Here is a 23,746-nt window from a genome sequence, read left to right as displayed (position 1 = left end):
TGTCTTCATAAATTTAACATTAAGCTATTTTAGCTAAAATTGAATTAAATGTTGGGCTTGGACGCATTGCTTTGCTAGTTAATTCAGGATTTGGTTGGTAATAACCACCAATATCTTGAGGTTTTCCTTGAGCAGCAATTAATTCAGTATTTATTTTAGCTTCATTTTCAGCAAATTCAGCAGCGATAGGAGTGAAGATTGCTTTTAATTCAGCATCTTTATTTTGAGCAGCCAAAGCTTGAGCCCAATAGAACGCTAAATAAAAGTGAGAACCACGGTTGTCTATTTGTCCAATTTTACGAGCTGGAGATTTATCGTTTGCAAGGAATTTGTCATTTGCCTCATCTAGAGTTTCAGCAAGAACAATTGCTTTAGAGTTGTTTAAAGTTTGACCTAAATGCTCTAAAGAAGCGCCAAGAGCCAAAAATTCACCTAATGAATCCCAACGTAAATATCCTTCTTGTGTAAATTGCTCAACGTGTTTAGGCGCAGAACCTCCAGCACCAGTTTCAAACAATCCACCACCATTCATTAAAGGAACGATAGAAAGCATTTTAGCAGAAGTTCCAACTTCAAGAATTGGGAACAAATCTGTAAGGTAATCACGCAATACGTTTCCAGTTACAGAGATAGTATCTAATCCTTTAATTATTCTTTCAAGAGTAAAGTTTGTAGCGTCAATTGGATTCATGATACGAATATCTAAACCGGTAGTATCGTAATCTTTAAGGTATGTTTTTACTTTTTCGATTAATTCTCTATCATGCGCTCTGTTTTCGTCTAACCAAAAAACGGCTGGTGTATTAGATAAACGAGCTCTGTTTACAGCTAGTTTTACCCAGTCTTGAATAGGAGCGTCTTTTGCCTGACACATTCTAAAGATATCTTTATCTTCAACAGCTTGTTCCATTAGTACAGTTCCGTTAGCATCAACAACACGAACAACACCATCACCTTTTACTTGGAAAGTTTTGTCATGAGACCCGTATTCTTCTGCTTTTTGAGCCATTAAGCCTACGTTTGGTACGCTTCCCATTGTAGTTGGGTCAAAAGCACCATGTTTTTTACAAAAATCGATTGTAGCTGTATAAACACCTGCATAAGCACGATCTGGAATAATAGCAAGAGTATCTTGTTGTTTACCCTCTTTATTGTACATCTGTCCAGAAGTACGTATCATTGCAGGCATAGAAGCATCAACAATTACATCTGAAGGAACGTGTAAGTTTGTAATCCCTTTATCAGAGTTTACCATTGCAAGTGCTGGGCCTTTAGCTATAGCTGCATCTAAGGCTGCTTCAACTTCGGCTTGTTGAGGTGTTCCTGCAATTTTAGCATAAACATCACCCAATCCATTTCTTGTATCAATATTTAGTTCGCTAAATAAAGTAGCATATTTTTCGAATACATCTTTAAAGTAAACTTCTACAATTGCACCAAAAATAATTGGATCAGAAACTTTCATCATTGTAGCTTTCAGGTGAACTGAAAGTAATATGTTTTCTTTTTTTGCTTCTTCGATAGCCGTAGCAACAAAACTTTTTAAAGCATTTAAGTTTAATACAGCACTATCAATAATTTCTCCTGCTTTTAGAGGAGTATTTTCTTTTAAAATAGTAGAAGTTCCGTCTTTAGCAACAAATTCAATTTTTACATCAGTAGCATTAGGAACAGTAAGTGATTTTTCACTTCCGTAAAAGTCACCATTTGGCATAGATGCAACATGGGTTTTTGAGTCAGGTGACCAAGCTCCCATTGAGTGTGGATTTGCTTTTGCAAAATTCTTCACCGCTCTTGGCGCTCTACGATCAGAGTTCCCTTCACGTAAAACTGGGTTTACTGCAGAACCTAATACTTTAGCGTATTTAGCTTTAATTTCTTTTTCGGTATCGTTTTGTGGATCTTCAGGGAAATTTGGAATTTTATATCCGTGAGATTGTAATTCGGCAATGGCAGCTTTTAATTGCGGAACCGAAGCCGATATGTTTGGTAACTTAATAATGTTTGCTTCCGGTTTAGTAGCAAGTTGTCCTAACTCAGCCAAGGCGTCCCTTGTTTTTTGAGAATCGGTCAAGTACTCTGGGAAATTAGATAAAATTCGAGACACTAACGAAATGTCTCTAGTTTCAATAGCAATACCCGCTGTAGCAGTAAATTCTTGTACAATAGGCAAGAAAGAATAAGTCGCTAATAATGGCGCCTCATCAGTTAAGGTGTAAACAATTTTTGAATTCTGTGTCATTTTTTTTCTTTTTTAATATAATCGTATCGTCAAAAAAAATGACGATGTAAAAGGTGTGATTAGCTCAAAATGAGCGAAGCAAATATAAGGAAAACAGTCCGAAAACGGTTGCGTTTTTTTTAGAATTCCTTAAATTAACAGATTGCTATTTTAAGTAGTTATAATTAACAAATCAATGGTTTTCAAGCCAAAGAACTACTGTTTTGATATTTTGTTTAGAACAAAAAAAATCCCGATTCATAATTAATGAATCGGGATCTTTATTGTAAAGAGATAAAAAATTATCTTCTTCTGTCTCTAATCTTAGCTTTTTTACCAGTAAGTTCTCTGAAGTAGAAAATTCTAGCTCTACGTACAGCTCCTCTTTTGTTAACTTCAACTTTTTGTAAAGCTGGCAAGTTAACTGGGAAGATACGCTCTACACCAATAGCACCAGACATTTTACGAATAGTAAAAGTCTCTGTGTTACCAGAACCTCTTCTTTGAATAACAACTCCTTTAAAAAACTGAGTTCTTGTTTTTTCACCCTCTCTAATTTCGTAGTAAACTGTGATAGTATCTCCAGCTCCGAAAACAGGAAAATCTTTTTTTGCAACAAATTCGTTTTGAACGAATTTCATTAAATCTGCCATGATATCTTTAATTATGGTTTTGTAATAGAGCAACATACACGGATTTCGCCAGAGGTTGGTCTAATTTGGGTGCAAAAATACAACTTTAGTTTTAATTTACAACTTTTTTTATTGGTACTAGTTTTTAGTACTAGTTTTTAGTTACAGTGCTCATTATTAGTTTGTAGATAGTCAGTTGCAGTATTTAGTTTAGGGTATTTACTCTTAATTTTTAATACACCAGTTTGTAAACTGAGACTGAATACTAAAAACTTATTTTTCTTCCAGCAAGTCAGGGCGTCTGTTTTTTGTATGCTCATATGCCATATCTTCTCTCCATTTGTCAATTTTGGCAAAGTGACCGCTGGTTAAAACATCAGGGACTTTCCATCCCTTATAATCAGCTGGGCGGGTATATATAGGACCAGACAATAAATTATCTTGAAAACTATCTGTTAAAGCGGAAGTTTCATCACTTAAAACACCAGGAATCAAACGAATCAAAGCATCAGATAAAACTAAAGCTCCTAATTCTCCTCCGGATAAAACATAATCGCCAATCGAAATTTCTTTAGTAATAAAATGATCGCGCACACGCTGATCTACACCTTTATAATGACCACACAAAATGATAATGTTTTCATACATCGACATCGTGTTAGCCATTTTTTGGTTTAGCGTTTCCCCGTCAGGTGACATATATATAATCTCATCGTATGTTCTTTCGCTTTTCAAATGCGTAATGCAAGCATCAATAGGCTGAACCGTCATTACCATTCCAGCGCCACCGCCAAAAGGATAATCATCAACACTCTTCTGTTTATTGGTTGTATAGTCGCGTAAATTATGAAAATGAACCTCGACAATACCTTTGTCAATAGCACGTTTCATAATCGAAGCTTCAAACGGGCTTCGCAATAACTCAGGTAAAACAGTAATAATATCTATGCGCATTTTTTTTATTCAAAAGGTTCTAGGCTGCAAAGATACAAAGTAAATATTTTAGAAATTTAAAGATTTGAAAATTGAAGAATTTAATGAATCATATCAACATCACATATACTATCAATTAAATCATCATTAACTAATTAATTTTTTTAACCAACAGTAAACCATTAATAATTTACATAAGGAGCTATTTCCTGCTGTCCGCTATATCTTTTTCTGGCAAAAAGAGCCAGAAAAAGGATGCCGCTTTCATCAGGGCTAGATCTGTCAAGAATTATGATTTTTGAAAGGATATATTGTTTTTAATTGTATTTTCGGTTAAATAAAAACACTCTATATATTATATTGAAAATAAAAATGGACAGAGATTATACAAAAGATTATATAGAACTATCTACAGCGTTTAGAAAATCTGAAGCTTCAACAAAAAGTATCGAGGAACTTTATGACTTGCTTTACGAATTAGAAAGTACAAATAGAACAAAACAGGATGATATAGTTTTTTCTAATATTTATAGTTTGTTAGGATTTCATGAATCAGCTTATGAGGTTTTTAAAACAGTTGCCGATTTAACCAATAGAAAAGAGGCAACAAAGTTGTATGTAATGGAAGGAAAAGCCAAATCACACAAAGATAACTTCATAATAAAAGATGTTAGAAAATATCGTGAAAAAAAAGAGCAGCCAAAACTAGAATTGAGTGATTTTGTTAAATCAAAGGACAATAAAAATAAATTTAAAATAGCCAATAAAAGTATTGTAGTATTTAATAAATTAACTGAAAAGGGAAAGGTTTCAGTTTATCTCCCCAGCGAACACATTGAAAATTATTTAGATAAAATTTTCGACTATATTAATTGGTTGAGTAATTGTCAGATCGAACTAATCGATTTTTATAATAACGAATGTAATGAAGATAGAGCAAATAAAGATTGGTACGATACGTTAGAAGTATATAGAGCGGAAATAATAATAGACGATTCAGGGGAAGTTTTTTGTTCCATTTCAGGAGGTGATGATTTTTATAAAGATCATTTACTGGATATTGAAATAACGAATGATAAAATAACGTTGATGAATTACAATGGGTAAAAGAATATAGGCGTTTGTGCCAAGAAAACTTTAGCTAACAAATGATCTAATTAAAAATAAAACAGTTAAAAATGAAAACTCCAGCACTAATCGGATTTCTTTTTATATTGATAAACCTAAACGTAAGTTGTCAATCAAAAAAAAAAGAAACTAAAAAAGAAATAGGGAAAGACAAAGAAATAATTGTTGCTGAATTTGACGAAATCCTTGATAGTTTAAAAGTAAAAGGATCAATATTAGTTTACGATAGTAGTAAAAACACTTTTTATTCCAATGATTTTGCTTGGGCAAAAAAAGGAAACATTCCGGCATCGACATTTAAAATTCCGAATACTATTATTGCACTCGAGACAGGAGTTGTAAAAAGTGATTCGACAGTTTTTAAGTGGGATGGAGAAAAACGATGGATGAAAGCCTGGGAGCAAGATTTAACACTCAAACAAGCATTTCGAGTTTCTTGCGTTCCTTGTTACCAGAAAATCGCAAGGAAAGTTGGAGTGAAACGAATGAAAGAATATCTAAAAAAATTGGATTATAACACAATGGTTTTTGATACATTGACCATTGATAATTTTTGGTTAGAAGGAAAATCTAGAATTTCTCAGTTCCAGCAAATTGATTTCTTAAAAAGATTGTATTTGTCTGAATTGCCTATTTCCAAAAGAACCGAATCGTTAATGAAAGATATCATGGAAGTTGAAAAAACTAATGATTATATCCTAAGAGGAAAAACAGGTTTGTCTAATAGTAACGGAATCAAAAATGGTTGGTTTGTAGGTTATCTTGAAAATAAAGATGGAGTTTACTTTTTTGCAACAAATATAGAGCCAACTAAAGAAACCAATCAAGATGATTTTATAGCAATTCGACTTAATGCAACTAAAGCAGCATTAAAAAATATTTATAAAAAATAAGTTTTGGCCTTTTTTTGCTAAAAGCCCTAAAATTAACAAGTAAATTTTAGAAGAATTTATTTTTTATTAAATAAAATACTACTATTTTAGCAAAAAATTAACTAACCGAATAAATCACATTGAAGAAAGCCCTTACGATTATTGGTAGGATATTGGTTGTGTTTATAGCGTTTATTTTACTGTATATCGTTCTCGCATATTCTATTTCTAGAATTACAGTCGAAAGAGAACCAAACACCAAAGAAGAAGTCACTATTTATATCATGACAAATGGTGTTCATACAGACATTGTAGTTCCAACCCGTAATGAATTTATGGACTGGAGCAAAGAGGTAAAGTATGAGAACACGATTTCTAAAGATACAACATATCAATATCTGGCGATGGGATGGGGAGACAAAGGATTTTATCTAGAAACTCCAAACTGGTCAGATCTAAAAGTCTCAACGGCACTTAAAGCGGCATCTGGATTAAACAATACAGCAATACATGCTACCTATTTTTCGAATATAAAAGAAAACGAAAGCTGTAAAAAAATTACAATCAGTAAGGAGCAATATACTCGTTTGGTTGATTACATAAAAAATAGTTTCAAAAAAGATAAAAACGGGCGATTGATGCACATCAAAACAGATCAGAATTACGGTAAAAGAGATGCTTTTTATGAAGGAACCGGATGCTATAGTTTACTTCATACTTGTAATACTTGGGCAAACAACGCATTAAAAGTAAGCGGACAAAAGTGTTGTTTTTGGACACCAATAGATTCAGCAATTTTCTCGAAATATGAAAATAAATAAAAAGAAAACAGTGGTAAATAATAAAAGTATTCAGTAAAATAAATTAAACTAAAATTGAATTAAAAAATGGTACAAAAAACGTCGATTGCATTTATTGCAGCATCTTGGATTGCGATGGGAGTAGGAATTGTAGGTTATCTAGTAGGGCTTTCTAGAGCCGAAATGTTGTTAAATGAAATAGGGTATTATTTTACAGTCTTAATGTTTGGATTGTTCGCTGTAATTTCATTGCAAAAAAGTGTAAGAGACAGACTAGAAGGATTTCCTGTCACTAATATTTATTATGGAATTTGCTGGTTTGGAACAATTCTGTCAATTGCTTTATTAGCGGTTGGGCTTTGGAATGCTACGATTTTGCCTAGCGAAAAAGGATTTTATGCTTTTGCATTTTTATTAGGGATATTTGGAGCAATTGCAGTTCAAAAAAATACGAGAGATAATTTAGCTATTAAAGGATAAAAAAATACTTTTACAATAACGGTTTCAAACGATTGGAGTTACAGACTTATTCTATAATCGTTTGAAACCGTTTTGCTTTAACGGAAAGCTCAAAATCAGTAAAAAAAACTTAGTTATGAAAAAAATTGGGCTTGTTGGAGGTATTAGTTGGGTTTCGACAATAGACTATTATCGTTTTATAAATGAAGGAATAAATGAAAAATTGGGAGGGCTTAATTTTGCAGAGTGTATTATTTATTCTCTGAATTTTGATGATTTCCAAAGAAATAATACAGCCAATAACTGGGATGTAACATTCGAACTAATAACTAATGCCTGTAAAAGCCTCGAGAAAAGTGGAGCTGAAGCAATAGTTTTATGTGCTAATACAGCACATGCGGTGGTAGAAAGAGTCGAAAAAGAAATCTCACTGCCTATTATTCATATTGCAACAGCTACAGCAAAAGAAATAAATAAGAAAGGATTAAAAAAAGTGGGATTGTTGGGAACAAAATTCACGATGGAAATGGATTTTTACAAAGACAAACTTGCCGAATATAATATCGAAACAATTGTTCCTTTTCTTCAGGACGAACGAGATTATATTCAGAAAACATTAAAAGAAGAATTAGGAAGAGGAATAATCAATGAGCAGACCAAAAGAGCTTATATTATGGTAATTAATAAATTAATCGAAAATGGAGCCGAAGGAATTATTCTTGGTTGTACCGAAATACCAATGCTTATAAGTCAGGATGATGTTTCAGTTCCGGTTTTTGATACAACAAAAATCCATTCAGATGCAGCAGTAAAATTTGCTTTGTCATTAGATTAAAGAATAAAACAATGGATGATACAAAGAAAAAAACTTTGCTATATCTTGAAGTACAAGAAATAATTCGAGTAATTTCAATATTCTGAAATTTATTTCAGAATATATAAGTAAGAATTTTGAGGTAGAGATATTTGAGGATTTAGCAAGTATTCATCATTTTAATCTAGACTTGGATAATGAAAATCTACCAGATGCTGTAGTTAGTTTTAGAAATAAAATTGTAACAGAAGTACTAATTTGTACGCCGGAATATGTTTTTTTGTTTACTAGTTAGTTTAAAGAATGTATTAGAATGGTGTGTTTCGACAACGGTTTTTTCTAATAAAAAAGTAGGTTTAATAACTGCTTCGGCTTCGGGAGAAATGGGACAAGAACAATTAAGCCTGATAATGAAAACAGTTGAAGCTAAATTTGATAATGACACTCAACTTTTGATACAAGGAATTAGAGGGAAAATAGATTCTGATGGAAATATTATTGATGAAAACACGTTGATGAATATTCTGGCGTTCATTAAGAGTTTTGAAAAGCAAGTAGAAGAGTTGAATTAAAAATATAGATAATATGCAAAGTTTTGGAGCAAGCGAAAAATTTCTCTTTAATGATGAAATAGAGTGGGAAGTTGTAGAAGAAGGAATCAAGCGTAAAATAATGGCATACGATGACAGAGTAATGTTGGTGAATGTTCAATTTGAAAAAGGAGGTATTGGAGTTTTACACGAACATTATCATTCGCAAGTTACGTATGTAGCAAGCGGAAAATTTGAAGTAACAATTGATAATGAAACAAAAATATTAAAAGGAGGAGATAGTTTTTATATTCCGCCACACGCCATACACGGTGTTGTTTGTTTAGAAAGCGGACTTCTAACAGATGTTTTTAGTCCGATTCGCGAAGATTTTATGAAAAAGTAAAGATTGTTTTAAATGAATCACAAAATGAAATTGAAGGTGCTTAGTGTTGGAATATTATTGTTAATGCTTTCTTGTACGATATATACAATACCGCCAGAAAGTTTTAAGGATCAATTTACAAAAAATGATAAGAGTAAGGAAGTGATAGTTAATAATCCGCTCCTTTATAAAGATTTTAAATATTCATCAAATAATATAGAATATTTGACTGTTTATGATAAGAAGGGTAAAGAGATGAAAATACGAAATTCAGCGTCACTAGAAATGAGAGTGACATTGCTAAATGGAAAACGTAAATATTTTTATTTTGATACTGTAATATTGGAAAATGATACTTTAAAGGGAGGGAAATCCAGGTTCATGCCGGGATTACGGAATGTTATACCGTATGATCAAATTGTTAAAATAGAAGTGCAAGAAGGAGGCAAAAATTATTACTATAAAAATTAGTTGATTGTAAATGTAGAATATGAAATTATCAAGAAGAAACTTTATAATCAATACAAGTATAGTAGCGGCTACGGTTTGTTTAATTCCGTCATTGGCATTTGCTTCTAATAAAAAAACAATTGGCTTGCAGTTGTACACTTTAAGAGATGAATTGCCCAAAGATGTAAAAGGAACTTTAGAGAAAGTAGCACTTGCAGGATATACTGAAGTAGAATTGTATGGATTTTCTATTAAAGATAAGTTTTGGGGATTGTCACCTCAGGAGTTAAAGAAATTGTTAGACACAAATGGATTAAAAGCAGTGAGTGGTCATTACGAATTAGGAATGTTTTTGTCTGACGGAAATACTACAGAACTTGAAGCTGCAATAAAAGCAGCTAAAATTTTAAAGAATGAATACATTACTATTCCTTGGCTCCACGAAAGCATAAGAAAAAGTGCCGACGATTATAAAAAAATAGCTTCGTTATTAAATAAAGCAGGAGATATGTGTAAAGCTGCAGGTTTAAAATTAGCGTATCACAATCATGATTTTGAGTTTAAGAAATATGGAGATATAGCAGGTTATGAAATTCTGTTAAAAGAAACCGATAAAAATCTAGTCTATTTTGAAATGGATTTATATTGGATGGCGTATTCTAAAATTGACCCAATACAATTGTTTAAACAAAACCCAGGACGTTTTACAATGTGGCATGTAAAAGACATGGATAAAAGTAATGCGACATTAAATACGGAGATTGGTTCGGGTGTTATTGATTTCAAATCTATTTTTGCAGAAGCGAAACTTTCGGGCATGAAACATTTCTTTGTAGAACAAGAAACAAACTATAAACCAAATGCTATTGAATCAGTAAAAACTAGTTGCAAATTCATTGAAAAAGAACTGATTTAGTTTTTTGAATTTTAGAAGATTACGCTGTGAAGGAATAGTATTTTGGGAATTTTATGCTTTTTTTAAAGTTTTGTTAAAGATTAGAGTAGTATTTTTGCAAAATGAATTTATCCAAAACTAGTGTCATGTTTATGGCAGTTTGCACTGGACTTATAGTTGCAAACCTTTATTATTGTCAGCCTTTAATTGTTTTAATTGCCAATGAATTTAAAATCCCCGAAGCTGATGCGGGAACAATAACTTATCTTACTCAAGCAGGTTATGCTATCGGTCTTTTCTTTATGGTACCGCTTGGAGATAAAATAGAGCGTAAAAAACAAATTTTGATTACAACACTTGCAACAGTAGTTGCCTTGGTTATTGCGGCTACAGCCCAAAGTTTTTTAGTGTTAGAAATCGCATCGCTTCTTATCGGAATTACCTCTATAGTTCCTCAGTTAATTTTGCCTTTGGCAGCTTCTTTGAGTGATCCTAGTGAGCGTGGTAAAGTTGTAGGAACAATTATGAGCGGTTTACTTGTCGGAATTTTATTATCAAGAACTTTAAGCGGAATTATAGGAGATATTTGGGGTTGGAGATCTATGTTCTGGATTGCAGCCGGAATATGTTTACTTATGTTTTTTGTTATGCAAAAACAATTCCCGTATAATAAACCAGTATTTCATGGTTCATATGGACAATTATTACAGTCGCTTTTTACACTTATAAAAACACAGCCATTATTAAGAGAGGCTACCTTAATTAACGCATTTTGTTTTGCACAGTTTGGAGCTTTCTGGACAACAATGGTATTATTACTATCAGATGCCCCTTTTCATTTTACTAGTTCAACAATTGGTCTTTTTGGAATAGTTGGAGCTACAGGAGCTTTAGCAGCCCCTTTAGTAGGAAGGCTAGGAGATAAAGGAAATTCAAGAATAGCAGTAGGGTACGGTTGTTTAATGATGCTAATTAGTTTTATTGTTTTCTACTTTTCAGGAAATAGTATAGTAGGGATCATTATCGGAATAGTTTGTATTGATATAGGAATTCAAGGAGTTCATATTTCTAATCAGACTAGAGTTTATTCCTTATTACCAGAAGCTAGGAATAGATTAAATACAGTATTTATGTCATTTAGTTTTTTAGGAACAGCGGCAGGTTCAGCTTACGGATTGTTTTTATGGAAACTAGGAGGATGGCATGCTGTAAGTATAGGATGTGCTATTTTGGCATTATTGGCATTAACAGTTTATGGGTTAACATATAAAAAAACGAATTCAAAAGGATAATGTTTTACGATGAAAAAGATAATAGTTCTTGTTAGTTTTCTTTTAGTAAGCCAGTTGTGTTTAAGCTGCAAAAAGACGCTTACTGATGAGCAGATAAAAGGGTATTTTTGGAAATGTGGAGAGCCTTGCGGATTGGGAGACGTTATAGTATTTAATGAAAATACACTTCTTAGAAACGATACCATATTTCTCAAGGGAATTCCCTATGCGAAAATTGTAAAGAGAACCAACAAATTTGACGAGGATACTAAAATATCGGTTATCAATCTTGAAAACCCAGTTATTAAAGATACTTGTATTTTTCACGCAAAATGATATAGAATTAATTCGTAAATTTGCACATCAATAAAAAATATATACAATGGAAAACGGAATATACGCTAAATTCAATACCACTAAAGGTTCGATTTTAGTAAAATTAGCTCACGATTTAACACCTGGAACAGTTGGTAACTTCGTTGGATTAGCAGAAGGAAATTTAGAAAATAAAATCAAACCACAGGGAAATAAATATTACGATGGATTAAAATTTCACCGTGTAATTCCTGATTTTATGATTCAAGGTGGATGCCCACAAGGAACAGGAACAGGTGGTCCTGGTTACAGTTTTGATGATGAATTTCACCCAAGTTTAAAACATGATAAACCGGGAGTTTTAGCAATGGCAAATTCAGGGCCAGCAAGTAATGGTTCTCAATTTTACATTACACATGTTCCAACAGGTTGGTTAGACGGAAAACATACCGTTTTTGGTCACGTTGTAGAAGGACAGGATATTGTTGATTCAATTGCTCAAGGAGATGATTTAACTAGTGTTGAAATCATGAGAGTAGGAGAAGAAGCTGAAAAATGGAATGCTATTGAAGCTTTTATCACTTTTAAAGGAGAACGTAACAAACGTGATGCTGCTATGAAAGCAGAGGCAGAAGCAGCTATAGAAAAACTTGCGGCAGGTTTTGAAAAAACAGAAAGCGGTTTACGTTACCAATTTATCCAAAGAGGTGATGGTAAAAAAGCTGAAAGCGGAAAAACAGTTGCAGTTCATTACGAAGGTTCGTTAGACAACGGTAAAGTATTTGATTCTTCTTATCCAAGAAAAAAACCAATCGAATTTAGATTAGGTCAAGGTCAGGTTATTGAAGGTTGGGATGAAGGAATTGCTTTGTTGAAAGTTGGAGACAAGGCACGTTTCGTAATTCCATCTCATTTAGGATATGGTCCGTCTGGAGCAGGAGGAGTGATTCCACCAAACGCAAATTTAATTTTTGACGTTGAATTAATGGACGTTAAGTAATATATAAACATATAAAATTATATTTTATATGGTTGGATCCCAAAGCGTAAGTTTTGGGATTTTTTTATATTAACTCAAAAAAAATAAAAATCCCTAACCATAGTAGCTTTGGCAATAATAGTGTTTTCGTGCGCTGTAAAAAAGGAAACGACTAAAGTAGGAGAGTAACAGAAACGGTATAAGCTACAGAAGTTACTCCAGCGGTAGCTTCAGGGCAAAGTCTTTGTGGTAATAATTGGGGTAAGTATAAATTGTTTAAAACAACTAATTTTACAAAAGAAGACTGGAAACCTATCTTGGTACGTATACAAAAAAAAGCGTATCTTGATGATGCACAAATGGCTTTGATCTCAGATTATATATCTTCTCAATTGTAAAAAGAATCTATTCTATCTGGGTATGCAAATTATTTGGTAAGAGCACTAAATAGTTTTTTATTTTAAATAAGACATAAAAAAAACACCTTCACAAGTGAGGTGTTTAAAAAATTATTGATTGCTTACAGGTAATGGATTAGATACAGCAATTATTTTTAAAGTTTTTATTCCAGCAGGTAATTCCCAGTCAACTTCATCATTTTCTTTAAAGCCAATTATAGCAACACTTAAAGGTGCTAGAATAGAAATTTTTCCTTCTTTTACGTTAGCATTTGAAGGTAGAACGATTTGAATTTTCATTTGTTTCTTAGCCTTTACATCTTCAATGGTGACCTGCGAATTGATTCTTACAATTGAATTGTCTAAGATGTCTCCTTTGCTAATAATAGCTCGATCTAATTCTTGAGCAAGTTGTCCAACTTCTTTAGAGTTTGTAGCGTTTTTACTCTTTAATATTAATTCTCTCAAGAGTTGATAATCTGTTGTACAGAAAGTGGGTGTTGGTTTCATATCTATTGTGTTTTTTTATTTGAATGAGATTTTTGTTTTAGGCAATCTCAAAATCCTTGTATTTGTTTTGAATTAAAATACAGATTAATGTTTATTTGTAAATGCGAAATTTATGAAATTGTAAAATGCGTAGAAATTTTTAACGCAAAGAAAGAATCTTTTGTAAATAAAATAAATAACTAAATTTTAAAATGTAATCCTCCGCCTGAAAGAAAAATTGAAATAGACGGAGGTCTAATTTACGAAGGCCTTGGTGTGCGAATTTAATACAACGACACGTGGTTTTCTTTTACAAGAAAACAACAACGTAATGATCGTCAATTGTATGTTGCTCAACATGAGGATGATTTATTATGATTTGCAAAGTTAATCAAAGTTTTTTAATGATTGGTCTTTATTTCCATTTAATATTGCAACCCATGCTTGGTTTCTGCGGTTTTTTGATGTTTCGGTTGTAAATTAGGGAATCAATAGCATTTCTTAAATCACTTCCGCTAAGAGTAATTCCGTTTCCAGGTCTTGAATCATCTAGTTGTCCGCGGTAAAATAATTTGTCCTGATTGTCAAATAAGAAAAAATCAGGTGTACATGCTGCATCAAAAGATTTAGCTACTTCTTGGTCTTCATCGTATAGATAAGGAAAATCCATTTTATGTGTAAAGGCAAATTCCGTCATGTACGCGGGGCTATCCTCAGGATATTTAGTCACATCATTACTTGAAATAGCTACGATTCCTATTCCTTGTACACGATAATCGTTTGCAATCATAACAATTTCTTCTATTACATGCAGTACATATGGACAATGATTGCATATAAACATAACAAGAGTTCCTTTTGTTCCTTTTATGTCGTTATAAGAATATTCAAAATTAGAATTAGTATCTTTTAGTTTAAATTGCGGAGCCAAAGTACCAAGAGGTAGCATGTTTGAAAGTGTTTTTGCCATTTTATAGAAAAATTAATTATTCAAATTTAACTTTAAAAATCTGCATAAGAGAGTATAAGTGTAAAAAAATACCCAAAGAAGCTTTTATTTAAAATGATATCGCTCTTTGGATATTTATAAGTGATTTATGAGTTTAAAAAATTCAGTAAATCTGAATTTAGTCTGTCTCTTTCCGTGTAAAATAAGCCATGTGGTTCGCCCTCATAAATGATATAAGTATTGTTGCGTATTATTTCAGCTGCTTTTTTTGATGTAAGTTCGATGGGAACTATCTTATCTGCATCACCATGAATAATTAAAGTTGGTACATTTATGCTATCAAGTTCGTCTCTAAAATCGGTTGTTGAAAACGATTCAGCACATTTTAATGTAGCTCTTGGAGAAGCAAAAGAGCATAACGTTCTGTAATATTCTAATAAAACAGTACTTAATGGGCGGTTAATGATTGTAACTCCAAAAAACGTTTTTCCAAAATTATCCAAAAATTCTATTCTGTCCTCTTTAATAGCGGTTGCTGTAGTCTCACTTTTTTCTTTTGGATGGCCTTCGGGATTATCGTCAGTTTTTAATAAAAAAGGGATAATCGAAGAAATTAAAGCTGCTTTAATAACTCTTTTTCCGCCATGACGGCTAAAATAACGCACTACTTCACCACCACCCATAGAAAAGCCTACCAGCGTCACATCTTCTAATTCTAGTTGTTCGATAATTTCTTTTAAGTCATCAGTTAAGCTATCATAGTCATATCCGTCCCAGGGTTGAGAAGATTTACCAAATCCACGACGGTCATAAGTAATTACTCTATAATTATTCTGAACAAGGAAGTCTATTTGGTATTCCCACATTTCATTAGAAAGTGGCCAGCCATGAATAAGAATGACAGGTTTTCCTTGACCGTAATCTTTTACATACAGTTTTACATTTGGTGCAGTTTCTATATATTTGTCTGTAGACGGTTGCATTAAGTTAAAATTAGAATCTCTTAGAGATTGGCTGGTATTAATTTGAAGATTTTCCATTTTTTATTTTTTTAATTAAAGGGTGTTAAATTACTTCTGTATAAGTAAAAGTAAAACCTATAAAAAAATATACGTTATATAATTAGTCATAATGCTTACAATATTAATAGGTCGTAAAATAATAATTTAGTAAAACAGATAAATGGATTTAACTTGGTCAGAATTTGAAAGGGTAGAAATGAGAGTGGGAACAATTGTAGAAGTAGATGATTTTCTCGAGGCTCGTAAGCCAGCTTATCAGCTCATAATAGATTTTGGAGCAGTAATCGGAATTCGTAAATCATCAGCGCAAATTACCAAACGATATACTAAAGAAGAATTAAAAAATAGACAGATTGTTGGAGTCGTTAATTTTCCTAAAAAGCAAATAGGAAGATTTATGAGCGAATGTCTTGTAATTGGAGCAGTAGGTGAAGAAGGAGATGTTATTTTATTAGCACCAGATTTTAAAATTGAAAACGGATTGCGAATTGGGTAATTATTTATTGGCAGTAGTTTATAGCTTACGTAACTGCTGAATACTTTGACTGATATAGAAAGTTATCGGGGGGAATTATTAAATCATGCCAATCTTCATAATCAATTGTTTCAGTATTAATTGGCCTTCCTCCCAGTATTTTAAGTCTGAATCGGAGTTGATATGTCCTTTTTGTCCAACATTTACAAAGTCACTTCCCCACATTTTTGCAAAATATTCTTTTCTTTCAAAGGATGCATAGGGATCATTTTGACTAGCTATAACTATTGAAGGAAATGGCAATTTAACAATTGGCATTGGCGAAAAATTTCTTATGCATTCAGGAGTGTGTTGAGGTGAGTCTACATCAGCCGGGGCGACTAATAATGCTCCGATGATATTTTTGTTGCTATTAGAGATTGTCCAGTGTAGTACCAGAGAGACAGCTAGGCTATGGGCAACCAAAATAGTTGGTTTGTCTAGTTTAGAGATTTCTTCGTTTAGTCTTTTAATCCATTCCTCACGAATAGGTTCGTCCCAATTGTCTTGAACTAAACGAATTGAATTTTTAAATTTCTCATGCCAATAAGTTTGCCAGTGTTTGTCACCAGAATTTCCTAAACCAGGTAATATTAATAAATTTACTTTCATTGTTGATATTTTGAAATTTAAGAGATAAAAAAAGCCCAAAAATCGACTAGATTTTGGACTTTCTACTTCTTAATAGTAAATTGATTAGATATCGTCAAAATCAATATCTGTAAAACTCGACCTGTGAGATACATGCTCTTCTTTATCAGAGCTGTATTCTTTCTTGAAATCTTTCTGATGTCTTTCAGAGATTACTTCCTCTCCTTTGTGGTTTAAAACATAAGAAGTCATTTCTCCTAAAATTTCAGCAAAAGAACTAAAATCTTCTTTATACAAGTAAATCTTATGTTTCTTAAAATGGAAAGAGCCATCTTCTTCTGTGAATTTTTTGCTTTCGGTAATCGTGATGTAATAATCGTCTGCTTTTGTAGCTCTTACATCAAAGAAATAGGTTCTTCTTCCTGCTCGTAGTACTTTAGAAAAAATCTCTTCTTTTTCTAACATGTCATTTTCTCTCATAATCCGTTCTGTCGATTTTTTATTTAATAGCAATCAAAAATCTTAAAAAAATATCTATTATACAACAATTAAAGTGATTCTTTTTCGGAAAGTTGTTTTATGTATAATGCTGAATAATACCCTTCTTGATTTATCAATTGATTATGAGAACCTTGTTGGATAATTTTTCCTTCTTCAAGTATAATAATTCTATCTGCATTTTTTGCAGATGATACACGATGGCTCACGATTATAGTGGTTTTATCTTTGCAAATTTCAAATAAGTTATTTAAAATAGTTTCTTCAGTTTCGGTATCTACAGCAGATAAGCAGTCATCAAAAAGTAAAATAGCAGGGTTTTTTATGATTGCTCTGGCGATAGAAACACGCTGTTTTTGTCCGCCCGAAAGAGTGATTCCTCTTTCTCCTAATATGGTGTCATACTGTTTATTAAAGCCAATGATGTTGTCGTGTACGACAGCATTTTTTGCAGCTTCAATAACCTCTTCGTCAGTTGCATTTTGGTTGCCAAACTTAATGTTGTTTTTAATGCTGTCTGAGAATAAGAAAGCATCTTGAGGTACAATACCTATATTGTTGCGTAAATCGTTGAGGTTTAATTGATTTATTTCATTGCTATCTATAGTAATTTGCCCTTTCGAGACATCATACAAACGAGAAATTAAAGATAATATAGTTGATTTTCCAGAACCAGTTTTACCTAAAATAGCCAAGGTTTCACCTTTTTTCACAGTAAATGTTATGTCGTTAAGAGCAGTTATCTTGGTGTCTTCGTAAGTATAGGTCACATTTTTAAAAGAAATGGTTCCGTCGATAGTAGAATGGTTTGGATTGTTGTTTTTAATTTCAGGTTCGATTTTTAAGAACTCATTTAGCCTTTTTTGTGATGCTTCGGCTTCTTGTACCATCGATGAGACCCAGCCCAAAGAAGCAACTGGCCAGGTAAGCATGTTTACATAAAGAATAAATTCAGCTATCGTTCCTAAGCTTTTGATGCTGCCATTAATATACATTACACCTCCAAAATAAATTACTACAAGATTACTAATCCCGATTAGGGCAATCATGAGTGGGCCAAATAAGGATTGAACTTTGGCTAGGTTTAAGCTTTTGCTTTTGCTTTCATTAGCTAGATCAATCATATTATTTTGATGTTGATTTTCTAACGAATATGCCTTAATGACTCGGATTCCTGAAAATATCTCTTGTGTAAAACTCGAGACTTTTGATAGATATTGTTGAAAAACAGTACTTCGTTTATTTATCTCGGTACTTAATTTAAAAATGCAATATGATAATATAGGTAATGGTAATATGGTATATAAAGTTAAAAGTGGTGAAACATTATACATATATATAATTACGATAGCAAATCGAATAAAAGTGTTAATGGTATACATTACCGCTGGACCTACATACATACGCACCTTAGAAACATCTTCACTAATACGGTTCATTAGATCTCCAGTGCGATTTTGTTTGTAAAAGTTTTGAGAAAGCTTTTCGTATTGTTGAAAAACTTCATTTTTCAAGTCAAATTCAATATGACGAGACATTACAATTAAAGTTTGTCTCATTAAAAAAGTAAGGAAGCCTGCAACAATAGTTGTAGCAATAATTAGTAAAACATTGTGTACGAGTTCTTCTCTGTAAAAAGATAATACTACCTCTGATGCTTTTTCAGCTTTTGGTAGCTTATCGAACTTTTCAATAGCACTTAATGATTTACTTATCAGTTTTGGAGTAAATAGCGAAAATATTTGTGCGATTATTGTTATAAAAATCCCTAAGGAAAAACTGTATTTGTATTTAATAAAATATTTGTTTAAATAACGTAATTCTTTCATTTTTTTGTAATATTCTGTGTTGAGATAAGCTTATTTTGATAAATATTGTCAATTTTGGATATTGCTTAATATGTTTATTGAAAATATTTAATTACTGGATTGTTATTTTTTAATTAAAAAAATGCTATATGTATATTTTTTGCATAAATTTGAAATGTCTTTTTGACAAATTCGTAATTTTAACTAACAAAAATTATTTGCTATGAATGCAGCTTTTGCAACAGGAAAGGAACTTCAAAAAATGGATCCCGTTTTTGGTCAACTATCGTTTGACGATCACGAACAAATTGTATTTTGTAATGACAAAGATACAGGTTTAAAAGCAATTATTGGTATTCATAATTCAGTTATGGGACCTGCTTTAGGAGGGACAAGGATGTTTAATTATGCAAACGAATGGGAAGCATTAAACGATGTTTTACGTCTTTCTAGAGGTATGACATATAAATCTGCTATTACAGGATTGAATATTGGTGGAGGTAAAGCCGTTATTATTGGTGATGCTAAAACTCAAAAAACACCTGAATTGATGCGCAAGTTTGGAGAATTTGTACATTCTTTAAGTGGAAGATACATTACTGCTGAAGATGTTGGGATGGAAACTAGAGATATGGATATCGTAAGAGATGTTACTCCTTATGTTACCGGAATTTCTGAAGAAAGAGGTGGTTCAGGTAATCCGTCACCAGTTACAGCTTACGGTGTGTTTTTAGGAATGAAAGCAGCTGTTAAACAACAGTTTGGTTCAGATAACTTGGATGGTAAAAAAGTATTAGTACAAGGAATTGGTCACGTAGGTGAGGCTTTGGTTGAATATTTAACTAAAGAAGGAGCGATAGTTACTATTACAGATATTAACGAAGAAAAATTATACGAAGTGGCTGCAAAATACGGCGCTACAATTTTTGCAGGAGATGATTTATACAGTGCAGATGTAGATGTTTATGCGCCATGTGCAATGGGAGCAGTATTAAATGATGCAACTGTAAATAAAATAAAAGCTAAGGTCATTGCTGGTGCAGCAAATAATCAATTAGCAAACGAAAATATTCATGGTGCTATACTAAAGGAAAGAGGGATTCTTTATGCTCCAGACTTCTTGATTAATGCAGGTGGAATTATTAATGTTTATGCAGAATTAGAACATTATGACAAAGCAGAGATCATGCGTAAAACAGAAAATATTTACAATACAACGCTTGAAATTTTTGATTATGCTATTAAAAACGGAATGACAACACATCATGCTGCGTTAACGATTGCTCAAAATCGTATTGATTTGAGAAAAATCGAGAATAGTAAAAGATAGAAAAGCAGTTTAGTCTTAGTCTCAGCTTTCAACCTCAGTCCTTAATTTTAACTGAGCCTGAAAGCTGAGACTTTTTTTTGCATTGTAAAATCAGGCTCTTTTTTTACACCCGAAAATGGTAATAGAGGCTAGAAATTATTCTCAAATAAACTAAATATAAATTTTATTATCAGGCATGAAATTCTTATTTTTGCAAACTAATTTTTAAATGTTCTTACAAGGTGGTAAATAGAAGACACATACGCGTTAAAGTAATGCAGTCCATTTATGCGATGCATCAAAACGGTTCTGATAATCTTGAAAAAGAAGAAAAATTTCTTTTTTATAGTATTGATAATATTCAGGATTTATATCTTGTGATGGTTTCTTCGTTAATCGAAATTTGTAAAAAAGAGACAATCTATTTACACTTATCAAGCAAAAAACATCTTGCAACTCCTCAAGAGCGTAATCCAAATGAAAAATTTGTTAAGAATGCTATTTTCCAGATTTTGGCTGAAAATAATTCGCTAAGTATAGCATTAGAAAATCGTAAAATCAATAATTGGACATTAAATGACGATTATATTTTATTACTTCTTAATGATATTAAAGCAAGTAAGCAGTATTCGAAATACATGAGTAATGCGGTAAATACGTTTGAAGAAGACAAACAGTTTATTGTTGATTTATTTACTGAAGTGATAGTTCCTAATGAAAAACTATATGAGTATCTAGAAGATGATAAACTTACTTGGGTAGATGATATTCCTGTAGTAAACACACATATTATCAAACAATTAAAAGCTATTACGGCTGGAGAAGATGATAATTTTAGAGTTCCAAAATTGTATAAAGACAATGAGGATAGAGATTTTGTAAAAGACTTGTTTAGAAGAACTGTTTTAAATGAATTGGAATTTGCTAAAGAATATGTGGATAAAACGCCAAATTGGGATAGTGATCGTATAGCTGAGATAGATACTATTATTTTAAAAATGGCAATTTGTGAGTTTTTAAAATTCCCTTCAATTCCTGTAAAAGTAACTCTTAACGAATATTTAGAAATCGCAAAAGAGTATTCTACGCCAAAAAGTAGTATTTTTATCAACGGGATTTTAGACAATCTTGTTAAAGAACTAGAGGCTAGCAAAAAATTGATTAAAGCTGGTCGAGGTTTAATGTAATAATTATTAAATAAAAACTGAATTTAAATTATGGAACAATTAACTCAATTTGCACCTTTTCTATTAATGTTTGTAGTGATCTATTTCTTTATGATTAGACCGCAACAAAAACGTGCGAAAAATGAAAAAGAATTTGAAAGTAGCCTAAAAATAGGTGATAGAATTATAACAAAAAGTGGTCTTCACGGAAAAGTATCAGAACTTGCGGAAACAACTGTAGTTATCGAAACTATGTCTGGAAAGTTAAAGATGGAGCGTTCTGCAATTTCTATGGAAATGAGTGCAGCTTTGGCAAAGAAATAGTAAGTTTTAAATAAATTTATTAAGCCCCAATCCGAATTCGGATTGGGGCTTTTTTTTGCGTCTGTAATATTTGATGGTATTTCTTTCTGGTGGTTCCTTTCTATAGGGTATATTCCTTTTTTAACCTGCTCTGGTAAAGTATAATCTTCATTTTAGAATACGTAGTTTTTTAGAAGCTTCAGTGCGTTATTAGTTGTGGTGCGCTTTTTTAGTTTGGAAGTGTTAAACTAAAAACAGATAGTTTTTTTCTTTTAAAGCTAGTTGCGTTTTATTTGTTTTAACCAGTTATTAAAAGGGATCATTGTTTTTTTGAAATGTTTTTTGTACGAATTTATAAACACTTTAGTTTCTTTTTAATTTTATTTTTGTTTTATAGTTGTTTTTCTTGTTTTAGTTTATGTTTTATATATATGTATTTTTTAATGGGGGTGTGTGATATTTTTTGGTGATTATTTTCATGTTAGCCCCTTTTTTTTAATTAGTCTGTGTTTTATTTTTTATTTTTTTTAAATTTATGTATTTGCCCAGTTGTTAAATTTTTTAAAAACATGCCTTTGAAATATAATATAATGATATTTAGCTATTGTAATTTTTGTAATCCATAATTCTTTCTGAAATAAGCCAAAAAAATAAATTTTATAAGATTATCTAATATAAAAGTTAATAAATTCGCCTCATAAAAATGTTTTACCAAGGCTATATATTGGTATAAATTATTACTGCAGTTCTTTGATATTATATAGAATATAAATGGCATTCATAAAAAAATAACCAAACTAATTACTAACTAAAACCATTTACACATGAAAAAAGTAATACATATTTTAGCTTTGATGTTAACGAGTTCTTTTGCTTTTGCCCAAGAAAATAAAGAAACGACAGCCCCAGCGACAGTATTTGGAGGTTCAGCAGACGTTTATTATAAATATGATTTTTCTAAACAACAAAACGGTTTAACTAGTTTTACAAATTCACAAGACTCGTTCGAATTAGGGATGGGATCTATTGAAGCTTCGCATAAATTTGGAAAAGCCTCTGCTTTTGTAGATTTAGGATTTGGGAAAAGGGCAACAGAGTTCTCTTATAATGAGTATAATAATAATGAGGCTTCTTTTTTAATTAAGCAGTTATTTCTTAAATATGATTTATCAGATAATTTCTCTGTAACAGTAGGTAGTTTTGGAACACATATTGGATATGAATTATTAGATGCCGTTGATAATAAAAATTATAGTATGTCGTATGCGTTTTCATTTGGACCTTTCTTTAATACAGGAGTAAAGGCACAATATACAACTGGAAAATTTAGTGCTATGTTGGGGATTACTAATCCTACTGATTTTAAATCTGCAATGGAAGCGGGGTCTAGTCAAAAAACATATGTAGGGCAGTTGGCTTATATTGCTGATACAGGAAGTGCTTATTTAAATTTTACATCAGGAAGTACAAATCCTACCCCTGAAACTAAGGTTGTACCGACAGGTGATAATAAAATACAATTTGATTTTGCGGGAACTAAGGCAGTTAATGATTTATTTTCTTTAGGAATTAATGCTACTTATGCTAAAACAACAAATGATTATGATAGTAATCTTGATGGAGAATGGTTTTCATTAGTTGGATATGCTTATTATAAATTTAAAGATAATCTTGGATTAGCTTATAGAATAGAATATTTTGATGCAAAAGACGCTGCAGCTAGCTTAGGTGCAGTTGCAGGTTCAAGTGTTTTTGCAAATACTGTATCTCTTAATTACAAAGTTGGAAATATGACGATAATTCCAGAGATAAGATTAGATAGTGCTTCTGAAGATATTTTTCTTGACCGTAATTCTGTTCCAACCGGCAAGATGGTCTTTGGATTAGTTGCTGCTACCTATTCTTTTTAAGATATTAAGATTGATATTTTTTTTTTGAACTGTCAAAGCATTAAAATGTTTTGGCAGTTTTTTTTAAATCATTTCTGTAGCAAAAACAAACACACGCTTTAGAAT

The 23,746-nt window shown here is 31.9% G+C and carries 27 protein-coding genes; 18 read left to right on the top strand and 9 right to left on the bottom strand.

All coding sequences use genetic code 11. The features are described 5' to 3' along the window. Positions 1 to 19: 19 nt before the first annotated feature. From IUY40_RS05460 to trmD, 3 genes are all read right to left on the bottom strand, one after another. Positions 20 to 2,242, bottom strand: coding sequence for an NADP-dependent isocitrate dehydrogenase (locus IUY40_RS05460; protein ID WP_195735852.1), 2,223 nt, complete (start codon positions 2,240 to 2,242; stop codon positions 20 to 22). A 281-nt stretch (positions 2,243 to 2,523) separates the two neighbouring features. Then, a complete protein-coding gene (rplS, locus tag IUY40_RS05455; RefSeq protein ID WP_195735851.1) occupies positions 2,524 to 2,874 on the bottom strand; it encodes a 50S ribosomal protein L19 in 351 nt (116 codons plus the stop codon). A gap of 252 nt (positions 2,875 to 3,126) precedes the next feature. Beyond that, entirely contained in the window at positions 3,127 to 3,807 is a 681-nt protein-coding gene (trmD, locus tag IUY40_RS05450) for a tRNA (guanosine(37)-N1)-methyltransferase TrmD (protein WP_195735850.1), read from the bottom strand. Between the two features lie 351 nt (positions 3,808 to 4,158). On the opposite strand from trmD, the gene IUY40_RS05445 reads away from it, so the two are divergent. From IUY40_RS05445 to IUY40_RS05390, 13 genes are all read left to right on the top strand, one after another. Next, positions 4,159 to 4,893, top strand: coding sequence for a hypothetical protein (locus tag IUY40_RS05445; protein ID WP_195735849.1), 735 nt, complete (start codon positions 4,159 to 4,161; stop codon positions 4,891 to 4,893). Positions 4,894 to 4,964: 71 nt separating this feature from the next. Then, positions 4,965 to 5,807 carry a class D beta-lactamase gene (blaOXA, locus tag IUY40_RS05440; RefSeq protein WP_195735848.1) on the top strand — a complete coding sequence of 281 codons (843 nt, stop codon included), beginning with the start codon at positions 4,965 to 4,967 and terminating at the stop codon, positions 5,805 to 5,807. A gap of 119 nt (positions 5,808 to 5,926) precedes the next feature. Continuing rightward, on the top strand, positions 5,927 to 6,607 hold the full coding sequence (locus IUY40_RS05435; RefSeq protein ID WP_195735847.1) for a TIGR02117 family protein: 681 nt from the start codon (positions 5,927 to 5,929) through the stop codon (positions 6,605 to 6,607). Positions 6,608 to 6,673: 66 nt separating this feature from the next. Continuing rightward, a complete protein-coding gene (gene yiaA, locus IUY40_RS05430) occupies positions 6,674 to 7,066 on the top strand; it encodes an inner membrane protein YiaA (protein ID WP_195735846.1) in 393 nt (130 codons plus the stop codon). 115 nt (positions 7,067 to 7,181) lie between these two features. Continuing rightward, on the top strand, positions 7,182 to 7,880 hold the full coding sequence (locus tag IUY40_RS05425; RefSeq protein WP_195735845.1) for an aspartate/glutamate racemase family protein: 699 nt from the start codon (positions 7,182 to 7,184) through the stop codon (positions 7,878 to 7,880). Positions 7,881 to 7,959: 79 nt separating this feature from the next. Then, a complete protein-coding gene (locus tag IUY40_RS19685) occupies positions 7,960 to 8,154 on the top strand; it encodes a hypothetical protein (protein ID WP_347343915.1) in 195 nt (64 codons plus the stop codon). After that, positions 8,132 to 8,431, top strand: coding sequence for a hypothetical protein (locus tag IUY40_RS19425; protein WP_229335379.1), 300 nt, complete (start codon positions 8,132 to 8,134; stop codon positions 8,429 to 8,431). The genes IUY40_RS19685 and IUY40_RS19425 overlap by 23 nt, the downstream gene beginning before the upstream one ends. A 13-nt stretch (positions 8,432 to 8,444) precedes the next feature. Then, positions 8,445 to 8,795 carry a cupin domain-containing protein gene (locus IUY40_RS05415; protein ID WP_195735844.1) on the top strand — a complete coding sequence of 117 codons (351 nt, stop codon included), beginning with the start codon at positions 8,445 to 8,447 and terminating at the stop codon, positions 8,793 to 8,795. 12 nt (positions 8,796 to 8,807) lie between these two features. Further along, entirely contained in the window at positions 8,808 to 9,245 is a 438-nt protein-coding gene (locus tag IUY40_RS05410; RefSeq protein ID WP_195735843.1) for a hypothetical protein, read from the top strand. 19 nt (positions 9,246 to 9,264) lie between these two features. Then, complete coding sequence (locus tag IUY40_RS05405) at positions 9,265 to 10,140, top strand: sugar phosphate isomerase/epimerase (RefSeq protein WP_195735842.1); 876 nt, start codon at positions 9,265 to 9,267, stop codon at positions 10,138 to 10,140. A gap of 101 nt (positions 10,141 to 10,241) precedes the next feature. Then, positions 10,242 to 11,411, top strand: coding sequence for an MFS transporter (locus tag IUY40_RS05400; RefSeq protein WP_195735841.1), 1,170 nt, complete (start codon positions 10,242 to 10,244; stop codon positions 11,409 to 11,411). A gap of 9 nt (positions 11,412 to 11,420) precedes the next feature. Next, complete coding sequence (locus IUY40_RS05395; RefSeq protein ID WP_195735840.1) at positions 11,421 to 11,726, top strand: hypothetical protein; 306 nt, start codon at positions 11,421 to 11,423, stop codon at positions 11,724 to 11,726. A gap of 46 nt (positions 11,727 to 11,772) precedes the next feature. Beyond that, entirely contained in the window at positions 11,773 to 12,705 is a 933-nt protein-coding gene (locus IUY40_RS05390; protein WP_195735839.1) for a peptidylprolyl isomerase, read from the top strand. A gap of 488 nt (positions 12,706 to 13,193) precedes the next feature. Here IUY40_RS05390 and IUY40_RS05385 read toward each other — a convergent pair whose 3' ends face one another. The 3 genes from IUY40_RS05385 to IUY40_RS05375 all read right to left on the bottom strand — a co-directional run bounded on the left by IUY40_RS05385 (position 13,194) and on the right by IUY40_RS05375 (position 15,560). After that, entirely contained in the window at positions 13,194 to 13,592 is a 399-nt protein-coding gene (locus tag IUY40_RS05385) for a GreA/GreB family elongation factor (protein WP_195735838.1), read from the bottom strand. 394 nt (positions 13,593 to 13,986) lie between these two features. Then, on the bottom strand, positions 13,987 to 14,541 hold the full coding sequence (locus IUY40_RS05380; protein WP_195735837.1) for a thioredoxin family protein: 555 nt from the start codon (positions 14,539 to 14,541) through the stop codon (positions 13,987 to 13,989). Between the two features lie 125 nt (positions 14,542 to 14,666). After that, the gene (locus IUY40_RS05375) at positions 14,667 to 15,560 is read right to left on the bottom strand and encodes an alpha/beta hydrolase (protein ID WP_195735836.1); all 894 of its coding nucleotides are present in this window, start codon (positions 15,558 to 15,560) and stop codon (positions 14,667 to 14,669) included. A 142-nt stretch (positions 15,561 to 15,702) separates the two neighbouring features. Here IUY40_RS05375 and IUY40_RS05370 point away from each other — a divergent pair, with 142 nt between their 5' ends. Continuing rightward, positions 15,703 to 16,038 carry a tRNA-binding protein gene (locus tag IUY40_RS05370; protein WP_195735835.1) on the top strand — a complete coding sequence of 112 codons (336 nt, stop codon included), beginning with the start codon at positions 15,703 to 15,705 and terminating at the stop codon, positions 16,036 to 16,038. 78 nt (positions 16,039 to 16,116) lie between these two features. Here the strand turns inward: IUY40_RS05370 and IUY40_RS05365 are convergent, their stop codons facing one another. The 3 genes from IUY40_RS05365 to IUY40_RS05355 form a co-directional block, all read right to left on the bottom strand. Continuing rightward, positions 16,117 to 16,668: an alpha/beta hydrolase gene (locus IUY40_RS05365; protein WP_195735834.1), complete on the bottom strand. Its 552-nt coding sequence runs from the start codon at positions 16,666 to 16,668 to the stop codon at positions 16,117 to 16,119. A gap of 84 nt (positions 16,669 to 16,752) precedes the next feature. Then, complete coding sequence (locus IUY40_RS05360; protein WP_195735833.1) at positions 16,753 to 17,127, bottom strand: PUR family DNA/RNA-binding protein; 375 nt, start codon at positions 17,125 to 17,127, stop codon at positions 16,753 to 16,755. Between the two features lie 68 nt (positions 17,128 to 17,195). Then, the gene (locus IUY40_RS05355; protein ID WP_195735832.1) at positions 17,196 to 18,974 is read right to left on the bottom strand and encodes an ABC transporter ATP-binding protein; all 1,779 of its coding nucleotides are present in this window, start codon (positions 18,972 to 18,974) and stop codon (positions 17,196 to 17,198) included. Between the two features lie 202 nt (positions 18,975 to 19,176). Here IUY40_RS05355 and IUY40_RS05350 point away from each other — a divergent pair, with 202 nt between their 5' ends. The 4 genes from IUY40_RS05350 to IUY40_RS05335 all read left to right on the top strand — a co-directional run bounded on the left by IUY40_RS05350 (position 19,177) and on the right by IUY40_RS05335 (position 23,641). Continuing rightward, entirely contained in the window at positions 19,177 to 20,283 is a 1,107-nt protein-coding gene (locus tag IUY40_RS05350; protein ID WP_195735831.1) for an amino acid dehydrogenase, read from the top strand. 254 nt (positions 20,284 to 20,537) lie between these two features. Continuing rightward, positions 20,538 to 21,449 carry a transcription antitermination factor NusB gene (gene nusB, locus IUY40_RS05345; RefSeq protein ID WP_195735830.1) on the top strand — a complete coding sequence of 304 codons (912 nt, stop codon included), beginning with the start codon at positions 20,538 to 20,540 and terminating at the stop codon, positions 21,447 to 21,449. Between the two features lie 30 nt (positions 21,450 to 21,479). Then, the gene (gene yajC / locus IUY40_RS05340) at positions 21,480 to 21,752 is read left to right on the top strand and encodes a preprotein translocase subunit YajC (RefSeq protein ID WP_195735829.1); all 273 of its coding nucleotides are present in this window, start codon (positions 21,480 to 21,482) and stop codon (positions 21,750 to 21,752) included. 803 nt (positions 21,753 to 22,555) lie between these two features. Then, a complete protein-coding gene (locus tag IUY40_RS05335; protein WP_195735828.1) occupies positions 22,556 to 23,641 on the top strand; it encodes an outer membrane beta-barrel protein in 1,086 nt (361 codons plus the stop codon). Positions 23,642 to 23,746: the final 105 nt, after the last annotated feature.

Source organism: Flavobacterium sp. ALJ2, assembly GCF_015594725.1.
GTDB lineage: Bacteria > Bacteroidota > Bacteroidia > Flavobacteriales > Flavobacteriaceae > Flavobacterium.
Note: the sequence above shows the minus strand (reverse complement) of the source record. Positions and strands in the feature narration are given on the sequence as shown.

Coding starts and splice junctions, on each gene's coding strand:
- IUY40_RS05395 (WP_195735840.1), top strand. CDS start 11,421: ATGAAAAAGATAATAGTTCTTGTTAGTTTTCTTTTAGTAAGCCAGTTG.
- blaOXA (WP_195735848.1), top strand. CDS start 4,965: ATGAAAACTCCAGCACTAATCGGATTTCTTTTTATATTGATAAACCTA.
- IUY40_RS05375 (WP_195735836.1), bottom strand. CDS start 15,560: ATGGAAAATCTTCAAATTAATACCAGCCAATCTCTAAGAGATTCTAAT.
- IUY40_RS05415 (WP_195735844.1), top strand. CDS start 8,445: ATGCAAAGTTTTGGAGCAAGCGAAAAATTTCTCTTTAATGATGAAATA.
- IUY40_RS05380 (WP_195735837.1), bottom strand. CDS start 14,541: ATGGCAAAAACACTTTCAAACATGCTACCTCTTGGTACTTTGGCTCCG.
- IUY40_RS05385 (WP_195735838.1), bottom strand. CDS start 13,592: ATGAAACCAACACCCACTTTCTGTACAACAGATTATCAACTCTTGAGA.
- rplS (WP_195735851.1), bottom strand. CDS start 2,874: ATGGCAGATTTAATGAAATTCGTTCAAAACGAATTTGTTGCAAAAAAA.
- IUY40_RS05405 (WP_195735842.1), top strand. CDS start 9,265: ATGAAATTATCAAGAAGAAACTTTATAATCAATACAAGTATAGTAGCG.
- yajC (WP_195735829.1), top strand. CDS start 21,480: ATGGAACAATTAACTCAATTTGCACCTTTTCTATTAATGTTTGTAGTG.
- IUY40_RS05460 (WP_195735852.1), bottom strand. CDS start 2,242: ATGACACAGAATTCAAAAATTGTTTACACCTTAACTGATGAGGCGCCA.
- IUY40_RS05350 (WP_195735831.1), top strand. CDS start 19,177: ATGAATGCAGCTTTTGCAACAGGAAAGGAACTTCAAAAAATGGATCCC.
- IUY40_RS05400 (WP_195735841.1), top strand. CDS start 10,242: ATGAATTTATCCAAAACTAGTGTCATGTTTATGGCAGTTTGCACTGGA.
- yiaA (WP_195735846.1), top strand. CDS start 6,674: ATGGTACAAAAAACGTCGATTGCATTTATTGCAGCATCTTGGATTGCG.
- IUY40_RS05360 (WP_195735833.1), bottom strand. CDS start 17,127: ATGAGAGAAAATGACATGTTAGAAAAAGAAGAGATTTTTTCTAAAGTA.
- IUY40_RS05390 (WP_195735839.1), top strand. CDS start 11,773: ATGGAAAACGGAATATACGCTAAATTCAATACCACTAAAGGTTCGATT.
- IUY40_RS05335 (WP_195735828.1), top strand. CDS start 22,556: ATGAAAAAAGTAATACATATTTTAGCTTTGATGTTAACGAGTTCTTTT.
- IUY40_RS05425 (WP_195735845.1), top strand. CDS start 7,182: ATGAAAAAAATTGGGCTTGTTGGAGGTATTAGTTGGGTTTCGACAATA.
- IUY40_RS05370 (WP_195735835.1), top strand. CDS start 15,703: ATGGATTTAACTTGGTCAGAATTTGAAAGGGTAGAAATGAGAGTGGGA.
- IUY40_RS05355 (WP_195735832.1), bottom strand. CDS start 18,974: ATGAAAGAATTACGTTATTTAAACAAATATTTTATTAAATACAAATAC.
- IUY40_RS05445 (WP_195735849.1), top strand. CDS start 4,159: ATGGACAGAGATTATACAAAAGATTATATAGAACTATCTACAGCGTTT.
- nusB (WP_195735830.1), top strand. CDS start 20,538: ATGCAGTCCATTTATGCGATGCATCAAAACGGTTCTGATAATCTTGAA.
- IUY40_RS05410 (WP_195735843.1), top strand. CDS start 8,808: ATGAATCACAAAATGAAATTGAAGGTGCTTAGTGTTGGAATATTATTG.
- trmD (WP_195735850.1), bottom strand. CDS start 3,807: ATGCGCATAGATATTATTACTGTTTTACCTGAGTTATTGCGAAGCCCG.
- IUY40_RS19425 (WP_229335379.1), top strand. CDS start 8,132: ATGTTTTTTTGTTTACTAGTTAGTTTAAAGAATGTATTAGAATGGTGT.
- IUY40_RS05365 (WP_195735834.1), bottom strand. CDS start 16,668: ATGAAAGTAAATTTATTAATATTACCTGGTTTAGGAAATTCTGGTGAC.